Here is a 9,974-nt window from a genome sequence, read left to right on the forward strand (position 1 = left end):
TTAAATTTTAAAATTTTTAAGAGCCCGCCTTAAAATTTAAAGCAGGCTTGAGGTTAAAATTTTACCGATACGTTAAACATAAACTGCCGCGCGTAGCCCATCTGAATAGGTATCACGCTCGTGGTCGTGCCGGTCGAGGATGAGGTGTAGTATTTTTTGTCGGTCAAATTTTTGATGTTGAACGAAAAATTCGTATCATAGCCCGAAATTTTAGTATCGTAGCTCACGAAGGCGTCATAAACTACGGCGTGAGGCAGCTTAAACGCCGTTCCTGCAGGCACGCTCGGTAGGTTCGTGCGCATATAGTAGGTGTACCACGAGCCGAAGTATCACGCGCCGCCGCCAAGCCTAAGCCCCTTTGCGCCTAGATGCGCAAAATCGTAGTTGGCAAATAGGCTTGCTTGGTGCTTCGGCGTCGCTTCCAGCGGTTTGCCGATTAGCACCGCAAAAGCGCCGTCGTCCTCACGCACTCTCGTTTTGGTATATGCGTAGCTTGCCGACATGCTAAGCCCCTGCGTCACGCGCCCGTTTATATCGAGTTCAAATCCTCGCGAACGAGCCTTGCCGATCGTCTCACTTATATTATTTACCGTTCGCAGGATGTTTCTTTTATCGATATTAAACACCGCCACACCCGCAGTGACGCGATCGTTTTGAAATTTGGTGCCGAGCTCCACGGATTTGCCTTCCTCCGGCTTTAGATCGCCGCCTATCGCCTCGCCTATGGACATCTGCGGCGTGAAGCTTTGCGCGTAGTTAGTATATACCGACCACTGCGGACTTAACAGGTACAAAAGCCCGCCCTGATAGGTCGTAGCAGCCTTTTTCTGATCGGTGTTGTTCGGTCCTTGCCAGCTTTGTTTGGCTACTTGATCGTAAAATTCCCTACGCACGCCCAAAGAAAGTATCAACTCGTCGGTTAAATTTATATTATCTTGGGTGTAAAGCCCGATCGTTCTTAGCTTTTGATATTGTATTTTTGGCTCTCTATCGTTCGTTAAGACGGCGCCCGAAGCGGTCTGCCCGGTAAGCATATTGATGCGTCCAGCGGTGCCTTTTAGCGCGCCCGGGCGGTATCTGTAGTAGTTTTTGTAATCCGTGCCGAAAAGGACGTCGTGCTTAAGCGGACCCGTTTCAAATTTGCCGTTTAGCGTGACGCTTGCTGCGTGCGTGCGGTGTATGAAATTATCGTAGTAGTTATATGATCGCGTCGTGCCGGTAAGGCCTTGGGGCGTGAATGGATTGTTCGGACGGACGTAGCCGTATTCGTGCTTGCTGCGCGAGAAAGCATAGGCGCCTTTTAATATCCAATCCTCGTTAAATTCCTTCTCAAAGCCGAAATCAACCGTATCGAGTTTGCTTTGTAGTTTATTTACCGGCTCGTCGAAGCGGACTTTGCCGCTGCCGTAAATTTTACCCGTACTCGGCACTAAAAACGCGCCGCGATCCACCGGATCGGTAGAGCGGCTATGGGTGTAGCCTAAGCTTATCGAATAATCGTCTCCTTGATACGCAAGCGACGGCGCAAATAGCGTGTTTTTTATACCGCCGAAGCTACGCCAATAATCCTTCGCGTAGTAATCGAATATAAATCTATACGCAAAGCCGCTATCTGCAATCGGCCCTGTAGTATCAAATCCCGCGTCCCAATAGTTGCGGTTGCCTAGCCCGCCCCAAAGCTCATTTATAAACTCATACTGCGGCTTTTTAGTTACCATGTTTATGACGCCGCCCGGTTGCTGCGCGCCGTAGAGCATGCTCGCGGGCCCTTTTAGAACCTCGACGGATTGAATAGTTTTATTGTAGTTGTGCATCACTGCGCCAGGCACGCCGTTGCGCATAATCGAGCCGTCGCGACCCTCGCCGAAGCCGCGCTTAATGATCGCATCAAAAATATTTCCCGTCGTATTTGCATAGCTTATGCCGCTTACGTTTTGCAGCGATTCGGCTAGGGTCTCTGGCTTTTTGTCCTTTAGATGCTGCTGCGTTACGACATTTACGGTCTGCGGAATTTCTAAAATTCTCTTAGTCGTCTTGCCGATCTCGCTGCGTACGGCACGGTAGCCGTCGTCGTTATTCGCCCATTCTACGACCTCGATATCGCCTAGGTTTTCGCCCGAGGCGGAGTTTGCTGCGGCGTTTTGCTCGGCGCAAGCAAAAGAAAAAAGCACCAAAGCCGCGCCAAAACTCATCTTAAATTTCATTACCGAACTCCTTGTAGATAAAGCTTATCGAAACGGCGGATTTTAAACAAAAATTTCTTAAATTTAAATATATTATCATTAACATAATGAGATTGATAAAATTTCGCGCGGAATTTTAAAATTTATCAGCGTTATAAAAGGCGTTTTTGAGTAATATCGCGCATCGATCTTTAAGGAATTGCTAAAAATGGACAAAAAAAGCCGAGCGAAATTTGAAAGCTGCGTGTCGCAGATGCTTGAAATTTTAGGCGAGGATCCGAAGCGCGACGGGCTCGCAAAGACGCCCGAGCGCGTGGCTAAAGCCTATGAGTTTCTAACTAGCGGCTACGAGCTGGATCCAAAAGAAATTTTAAACGACGCGCTGTTTGAGAGCAGCAACAATGAGATGGTTTTGATAAAAGATATAGAATTTTATAGTCTCTGCGAGCACCATCTGCTACCGATTATAGGGCGCGCGCACGTCGCGTATATCCCGAATAAAAAGGTCGTGGGGCTTAGCAAAATTCCGCGTATGGTAAATATTTTCGCGCGCAGGCTGCAGATCCAAGAGCAGCTTACCGAGCAGATCGCAAGCGCAATTCAAGAGGTGATCCATCCGCTCGGCGTGGGCGTGGTGCTGCAGGCGCGGCACATGTGCATGGAGATGCGCGGCGTGCAAAAGATCAACTCGACCACGACTACGTCGGCACTGCGGGGGCTTTTTATCAGCCGAAACGACACGCGCAAGGAATTTTTCGATCTAATAAATTCTCCGAAAACTTTCGGTTTTTAAAACGGCAAGCGTTAAAGAAAAATTTAGCAATTATGTTATATTATCGTGCGAAATTGATAAAAGAGCGAAATTGTCTGATTAAATTTCAGACAAATTTTAGAAAGGAATTTTATGCAGCGCGTTTATTTGGATAATAACGCCACTACGATGGTCGATCCCGAAGTTTTCGAGGAGATGAAGCCATTTTTTTGTGATAAATACGGCAATCCAAACTCCCTTCACAGCTTCGGAAGCGAGACTCACCCCGCGCTAAGAACCGCGATGGATAGGCTCTATGCGGGACTCGGCGCTGCGGATGCGGACGATATCGTCATCACAAGCTGTGCGACCGAGAGCAATAACTGGGTTTTAAAAGGAATTTACTACGATAAAATTCTAACCGGCGAGAAGGATAATATCATCATAAGCTCCGTCGAGCACCCCGCAATCAGCGCGACCTGTGCTTTTTTAGAAAAAACCTGCGGCGTAAAGATCACTCGCCTCGGCGTCGATAAAAATGGACAGATCGATCTTAATGAGCTTAGCGAAAAGATCGACGACAAAACCGCGCTCGTTAGCGTGATGTGGGCAAATAACGAAACCGGCACGATCTTCCCCGTTAAACAGATCGCACGTATAGCACACGAACGCGGTGCGCTATATCACGCCGACGCGGTGCAGGCCGTAGGTAAGATAAAGGTAAACGTGCGCGATGCCGACGTGGATTTTTTAAGCCTTTCCGGGCATAAATTTCACGCTCCAAAGGGCGTCGGTGCACTCTACATCAAAGATAGTAAACCGCTTACGAGCCTGCTTCACGGCGGCGAGCATATGGGCGGGCGCCGCAGCGGTACGCTAAACGTCGCGGGCATCGTGGGGCTAGGTAAAGCTTTGGAGCTAGCGAATAAATTTATGGATTTTGAGCGCACTCAGGTAAGCAGGCTGCGCGATAAGCTGGAGGATGCGCTTTTGCAAATTTCAAACGTCAGCGTCGTGGGTGATCGCAGCATTCGCGTGCCAAACACCATCCTCGCCTCAATTCAAGGCGTCGAGGGAGAGGCGATGCTGTGGGATCTGAATAAAGCGGGTATCGCCGCTTCTACCGGCTCTGCGTGTGCGAGCGAGGCGCTTGAGAATAACCCGATAATGGAAGCGATCGGCGCAGATAAGGAGCTGGCGCATACGGCGCTAAGACTTTCGCTGTCGCGCTTTACGACGGAGGCGGAGATCGATTACGCGATCGAACATATAGGTAAAGCTATCGCTCGTCTGCGCGGAATTTCAAGCACGTTTGCTTACGCGCCGCAAGGTTATGAGAAAAATAAAGGATAAAAAATGGCAAAAAACAGTTTGATAAACGGCTCGATCTGGGAGCAATACTCGCAAAAAGTGCAGGACCGTATGAATAATCCTCGCTATATGGGCGAGATCACCGAGGAGGAGGCAAAGGCTAGAGGCGGTAAGCTAGTGGTCGCAGACTTCGGCGCCGAGAGCTGCGGCGATGCGGTGCGGCTGTATTGGTTGATCGATCCTAAGACTGATAGAATTTTAGACGCTAAATTTAAAAGTTTCGGCTGCGGCACGGCGATTGCGAGTTCGGATACGATGGCTGAGCTTTGTATCGGAAAGACCGTCGATCAAGCGGTAAAGATTACAAATTTAGACGTAGAGCACGCTATGCGCGATACTCCAGATGAGCCCGCCGTGCCACCGCAAAAGATGCACTGCTCGGTCATGGCATACGATGTCATCAAGCAGGCTGCAGCGAATTATAAGGGCGTCGATCCTGCGCATTTCGAGGACGAGATCATCGTGTGCGACTGCGCGCGCGTGAGCCTCGGCACGATCAAAGAGGTGATCCGATTAAACGATCTTCATACGGTTGAAGAGATCACGCAATACACCAAAGCAGGTGCGTTTTGCAAATCCTGCGTGCGCCCGGGCGGACACGAGGAGAAGGATTACTATCTGGTCGATATTTTAAAGCAAACCAGAGAGGAGATGGAGCGAGAGAGACTTCAAGCTCAAGCCGAGGCGAGTGCCGCTACTAGCGCGAAAGCGGGAGCAGAGATGAGCTTTGAGCAGCTAAATTTGATCGGTAAATTTAAAGCGGTCGAAGGGGTGCTTGACGAAGACATTCGCCCGATGCTTCAGATGGACGGCGGCAATCTCGACGTCATCGACATTAGGCCTGCAGACGACGGCAAAACGGACATCTATATCCGCTACCTGGGTGCTTGCAGCGGCTGCGCCAGTGGTGCGAGCGGCACATTATATGCGATCGAAAATGTTTTGCAAGAAAACCTTAGCCCGAACATCCGCGTAATGCCGATCTAAGCTTATCGGTCGCTACGTTTGCATCTTAGCTTGGTCTTTGCTTGGTCTTTACAAAATTTTAAGAGCTTGAGCTTCTGCGCAACAGCGGAGCTAAATTTCGCCCCTTAGCTAAATTCGCAATTAGACGCTAAATCTGCGTAGAATTTCGCCGTTTACTTTTAAAAATATCGCAAATTTCGCTAAGGTTTTCTAACGTGAAATCCATCCGTAAAATTTTGTTTATAAATTTAATTAAAAGCTTTTTTCGCTCGTGTAAGTTTTTTATGAGATTTCGTTTGTAAATTGGGCATAGAATTTTCTCCATGAATTCCATCTTTTTATAAATTTAGATGAAAATGCGCCATAAATCGCAGAATTTTAGCTGGCTATAATTTCTTTTTATTATAATTGCGCCTTATTTCAACTAAAAGGGGAGCAAATGAAAGTATTTGTTTTGGCGGCTCTGCTACTTGATTTTCTATCTGCAAATTCTTTGGATCAGATCAAAAAAGATAGGCTCGTTCGCATCGGTGTATATAACGATCAGCCGCCGTTTAGTGCGCTCGTAGACGGCAAATACAGGGGATTTGAGATTGCTCTTGGCGAGAAGCTTGGTAAGGAGATTTTCGGCGATAATCCTGGCAAGGTAAAATTTATCCCGATCACGGCTTCAAGACGCATTAGCGCTTTACAGCGCAATGAAGCGGATATGGTGATTGCGACCTTTACTCCGACGCCCACGCGAGCGAAAAAAGTAGATTTTTCGGAGCCTTATTTTAAGGTGCAGGTAGGTGTGCTAGCCAAAAAAGACGAAAATATCACGAGCTTCGATCAACTCCGCAAAAAGAGGATTTTCGTCATCAAACACTCTCCTATTCACAATTTCTTACGCAAAGCGGGCTTCAGAAAGAATTTGAATTTCTGCGCCAGCTCGGCTAAATGCTACCGCGCTTTCAAAAGGGCGAAAAACGCCGTGCATGTCGATGATAATCTAATCCTGCACGCATACGCGATCATTGATAATAAAACGCAGGTTGCTTTGGATGGTCTAGGCAAACAAACTTACAACGCAATCGCCGTGCAGAAGGGCAATAATGCGCTGTTAGGGCTAATCAATGCATCTTTAGCAGGACTAAAAAAAGATGGATTTTTAGATAAGACCTTTGACGATACACTCGGGATTTTTTATCATGATACGATCGATAAGAAGGAATTCTTGGTTGAATAAAATTTCGTGCAGAATTTAATTCGTGCGTTTGACTTCCGCGTAAAATTCAGTTCATTGTAATGATGGAGCGAGAAAAATACGTTGCGGGCTTAATTTGCTTTTAGAATTCGGTCTTGATTTTGCTTACCTCTCCTAAAGCACAGATTTTATCGAAATTGGTGAGGCTATTTAAAACGCGCGCACCACTAGCGCGAAATTCCATTTTCGGAAGTAAAATTTTAAGCGATTAGGTTGCATTTAAAATTTACGCAACTTTTATAGAGCTCGTTTGAATTTCGCGTCCCACAAAACTCGCGCTAGCTTGTAAAATTCTATTTTTTAGCTCTAAATACTTGCTTTTCTGCTACAACTTTATGATTTAAATTTTGAAAAATTTCTCCAAAAGGAGTTAAACTCCCAAGCGTTATTGCCGCCTCGGTATGGGGGAGCCAAAATTTCACTTTGTATCAAAGGCAAATCCTATGCAAAGTACACGCTAAATGAGCAGGCGGAGCAAATAATTTCAAATTTAGCGGCGCCTGTCTTATCGGATGCCGCGAAGCTGCATATTACAAAGACCTGGCAAATGCAAAAAGCAATCGTAAAATTTTACCCCAAGAGCCAATCTCGATTTATTTCACCAACTCGTAATTATACTCTTTCGTGCCGTCAAGTAGATTTGTGACGTTGTAGCCTCGCTCGTTTAGGGCTTTGGCGAGCTTGGCGCTGCGGTTGCCGCTATAACAATGTGTGATCATCTTTTTGTCTTTATTGGCCTCAAGCACGTCCTTGTAATTTTCTAAAGGCTCGCCGTCAGGAATATTTATCGCGCCTTTCATATGCCCCGCGTCGTAGTCTTTTTTCTCGCGCACATCGATGACTAAGACGTTCGGATCATTCGCTATTTTCAAAAACCCCTCCGCGTTTATGCTACCGACCTTATACAGCTCGTAGTCATACTGCTTCACGCCGGGCGCATTCATAAGCATACTAAAGCCCTTTTGTTTAAGCAGATCAAGCGCCTTGCCGCTGCGGTTGCCTGTGTTGCAATAGAGCACGACGTTTTTATCCTTGTAGGCGTTTATCTCATCCAGCCTGCTTTCCAGCTCTCCAAGCGGGATGTTGATCGCATGCTTCACGTGGCCTGCGGCGTACTCATCTGCGCTTCTGACGTCGATGACTAGATAATTTTCTTTAGCCCTATTGTCCTCCTCTATCGCTGATAGTGCCGCGCCGCTTATGGCGTAGCCGTTAGGCTGTTGCATCTCGGCGCCGCAAGTCGCGAAAGATCCCAATGCCGCCAGCAAAACCGCGCTTTTTAAAATTTTATGAGAAATAAATTTCATCTCGTCTCCTTTAGATTTGCTTTTAAAGCGAGAAATTATATCAAAATTTTATCTAAATAGTGTGAATTTACGCCGTTAGCAGATGCGAGCGATCAAGTAGGGGTTCGATTGCAAAACCCAAATAGCGATAAAATTTAATAAGGTCGGACTTGCGCCCGATCGGTATCAGAAAGGAGGGTTAAAATATATAGACCGCGCCGAGCACGATAAATGCTCTTAGGCAAAAGCCGCCTACAAGCACGCCGTATTCGTTATAAATACAGCTTTTTATCTCCTCGCCGCCTTAGCCTGCAAAGTCCGCGCTTGAACTATAAAATTTTAACCTCTAGCTCGAGCGTGACGCCGAAGCGCTGCAAAACCCGCTTCCGAGCGAGCTCTATCAGGCTCATCACATCCTCAAAACTCGCGCTGCCGAAATTTATGATGAAATTGGCATGCTGCTCGCTAAATTTCGCGCCGCCGATCGCGTGGCCTTTAAGCCCTGCCGCTTCGACCAGCCTGCCCGCGGCGTCATTCGGCGGGTTTTTAAAGCAGCTTCCAAAGCTTGCTCCCTTTGGTTGATTGGCGCGCTTAGCGGCGAAATCCGCGGCGAGCGAGACGTCAAAGCCGCGCGAAATTTTAAACTCAGCGCCCAAAATCGGCTCCTCGATCCCGCTTCTTCTGTAGCCGAAGCTTATCCGCTCGCGCTCCACCCAGCCGCGAGCCAGGCGCACGGCAAGCAGACTATCGCTGATGCTAGCGCCGGCGAGCCCCGCGTTCATTTTGATTAGCCCGCCGAGCGTGCCCGGGATGTTGCGCAAAAACTCAAAGCCGCCGAGACCCTGCTTTTTGGCGAAGTTATAAATTTTGCCCGACTTCGTCGCAGCCCAGATGCTAAGGACATCGCCGCTTAAGCTTATGCGGTCGAACTCCTCGCTTAGCATCGCAAGGTGCGGCGGCGCGGGCGAGATAAGCAGATTGTTGCCGCCACCGATGATCGCCCCCCCCGATATGCTCTCAAACTCCGCAAAATCAGCCTCGTCCTTTAAAATTTGCACCGCAAAGCTCCCGCCAATGCGCACGGAGGTATATTTGCTAAAATCTATCTGCTTTGTTTTCAAAATTTTGCCTTTTAAATTTCATTTTTTGGTTTCTTAAATTTAAAATTTTACCCGCTGCGCCCCGTATCGTTTTAAAATTTAGCGATACCGCCGCGCCGCACGGTGCGAAACGCGAACGCTATCTTAAAATTTAACGCTGCTGTGATTAAATTTAGCTCGCTTTCGATACGTTTTCAGCGGTGCGCTATGTCACACGCGCAGCTCGCACTCTGCGGCACAAAATACAGCCGCACAATGCGCCTCCGCGCGTAAAATTTCATCGCCGCATAGCCGTAAATTAAGGCGGCATATTGCGCGGCGACAAATAACGCCGCAGCAGGCGGTCGATTGACGAACTTGGCGGGCGATCCGCGACAAACTCGGCGCTAAATTTGCGCGCAAATTTTAAATCCACATTGCACTCCGCGGCTAAATCCAAAAGCGGCGATACATTACCGCTACGGCAAAAGCGATATAAAATTCTACCGCGCGTCTGTTTTTACGCCGAAGTAAAATTTTAGCCGAGGCGCAAACCCCTTAACGCCTAGAAATTTAGCCGAAACGAAGGGGTAGTGTTTCGAGCAAAATCAGCCGAAATAAGGCTCAAATTTCAGCTAAATTTTAACCTCGCCCGCCTTTACATAGGGTTTTGTCCGCCACAGTCTGCAAAACGAATCTCGTTATATTCGCGCGGGATAAAATTCTCCTGCGCGCTAATCGGCGCAGGGTAAAATCCGCGCTCGTAACCAAGCTCAAACAGCCTATCCACCGCCCTTATCTGTACCCCCGAAAGCTCGATCGAGGCCTCGTTGGCATAAAGGCTCAGATATTTTTCGAGCTTTGCGTCGTCCACGCGGATGAGATTTCGCTCCATCAGCATGTGCGACAAAAGGGGCTTATGCGCGGTGGCGATCCGCACGCCCTCAGTTAGCACGCGCTCGCACTCGATAGCGTCCGTTATCGGTAGGCTGCGGCGAACCGCCATGCCCCCTAGCGGCAGCGGCAGATTTTCGCCAGCTAGCTCGCTCCAGATATCCCAGATCTCGCGCTCTACGCAAAGCTCGTCCGAAA

The 9,974-nt window shown here is 48.2% G+C and carries 9 protein-coding genes; 4 read left to right on the forward strand and 5 right to left on the reverse strand.

All coding sequences use genetic code 11. From position 1 onward, the window contains the following. Positions 1-53: 53 nt before the first annotated feature. Both Q0224_RS10950 and Q0224_RS02605 read right to left on the reverse strand, forming a co-directional pair. The gene (locus tag Q0224_RS10950) at positions 54-302 is read right to left on the reverse strand and encodes a hypothetical protein (protein ID WP_366939497.1); all 249 of its coding nucleotides are present in this window, start codon (positions 300-302) and stop codon (positions 54-56) included. Between the two features lie 27 nt (positions 303-329). Next, positions 330-2,204, reverse strand: coding sequence for a TonB-dependent siderophore receptor (locus Q0224_RS02605; RefSeq protein ID WP_366939498.1), 1,875 nt, complete (start codon positions 2,202-2,204; stop codon positions 330-332). Between the two features lie 187 nt (positions 2,205-2,391). Between Q0224_RS02605 and folE the strand changes: the two genes are divergently transcribed. The 4 genes from folE (at position 2,392) to Q0224_RS02625 (ending at position 6,499) form a co-directional block, all read left to right on the forward strand. Further along, positions 2,392-2,976 carry a GTP cyclohydrolase I FolE gene (folE, locus tag Q0224_RS02610; RefSeq protein ID WP_297948887.1) on the forward strand — a complete coding sequence of 195 codons (585 nt, stop codon included), beginning with the start codon at positions 2,392-2,394 and terminating at the stop codon, positions 2,974-2,976. A 111-nt stretch (positions 2,977-3,087) separates the two neighbouring features. Further along, a complete protein-coding gene (locus tag Q0224_RS02615) occupies positions 3,088-4,287 on the forward strand; it encodes a NifS family cysteine desulfurase (RefSeq protein ID WP_297948889.1) in 1,200 nt (399 codons plus the stop codon). A gap of 3 nt (positions 4,288-4,290) precedes the next feature. Next, the gene (locus Q0224_RS02620) at positions 4,291-5,292 is read left to right on the forward strand and encodes an iron-sulfur cluster assembly scaffold protein (RefSeq protein WP_297948891.1); all 1,002 of its coding nucleotides are present in this window, start codon (positions 4,291-4,293) and stop codon (positions 5,290-5,292) included. 418 nt (positions 5,293-5,710) lie between these two features. Next, on the forward strand, positions 5,711-6,499 hold the full coding sequence (locus tag Q0224_RS02625; RefSeq protein WP_297948893.1) for a transporter substrate-binding domain-containing protein: 789 nt from the start codon (positions 5,711-5,713) through the stop codon (positions 6,497-6,499). A 611-nt stretch (positions 6,500-7,110) separates the two neighbouring features. Here Q0224_RS02625 and Q0224_RS02630 read toward each other — a convergent pair. From Q0224_RS02630 to Q0224_RS02640, 3 genes are all read right to left on the reverse strand, one after another. Further along, positions 7,111-7,824 (reverse strand): rhodanese-like domain-containing protein, encoded by a 714-nt coding sequence (locus tag Q0224_RS02630; protein WP_297948895.1) that lies wholly within the window; start codon positions 7,822-7,824, stop codon positions 7,111-7,113. A 308-nt stretch (positions 7,825-8,132) separates the two neighbouring features. After that, complete coding sequence (locus Q0224_RS02635; protein ID WP_297948897.1) at positions 8,133-8,924, reverse strand: UDP-N-acetylmuramate dehydrogenase; 792 nt, start codon at positions 8,922-8,924, stop codon at positions 8,133-8,135. Between the two features lie 616 nt (positions 8,925-9,540). Continuing rightward, positions 9,541-9,974, reverse strand: a 434-nt coding sequence (locus Q0224_RS02640) for an MqnA/MqnD/SBP family protein (protein WP_366939499.1), incomplete at its 5' end; no start/stop codon positions are given.

Origin of the sequence: uncultured Campylobacter sp. (genome assembly GCF_938002845.1) — a bacterium.
Taxonomy (GTDB): Bacteria; Campylobacterota; Campylobacteria; order Campylobacterales; family Campylobacteraceae; genus Campylobacter_B.

Excerpts from the sequence above, each read along its gene's own strand:
- Q0224_RS10950 (WP_366939497.1), bottom strand. The coding sequence starts at position 302 with ATGCGCACGAACCTACCGAGCGTGCCTGCAGGAACGGCGTTTAAGCTG.
- Q0224_RS02625 (WP_297948893.1), top strand. The coding sequence starts at position 5,711 with ATGAAAGTATTTGTTTTGGCGGCTCTGCTACTTGATTTTCTATCTGCA.
- folE (WP_297948887.1), top strand. The coding sequence starts at position 2,392 with ATGGACAAAAAAAGCCGAGCGAAATTTGAAAGCTGCGTGTCGCAGATG.
- Q0224_RS02605 (WP_366939498.1), bottom strand. The coding sequence starts at position 2,204 with ATGAAATTTAAGATGAGTTTTGGCGCGGCTTTGGTGCTTTTTTCTTTT.
- Q0224_RS02615 (WP_297948889.1), top strand. The coding sequence starts at position 3,088 with ATGCAGCGCGTTTATTTGGATAATAACGCCACTACGATGGTCGATCCC.
- Q0224_RS02630 (WP_297948895.1), bottom strand. The coding sequence starts at position 7,824 with ATGAAATTTATTTCTCATAAAATTTTAAAAAGCGCGGTTTTGCTGGCG.
- Q0224_RS02620 (WP_297948891.1), top strand. The coding sequence starts at position 4,291 with ATGGCAAAAAACAGTTTGATAAACGGCTCGATCTGGGAGCAATACTCG.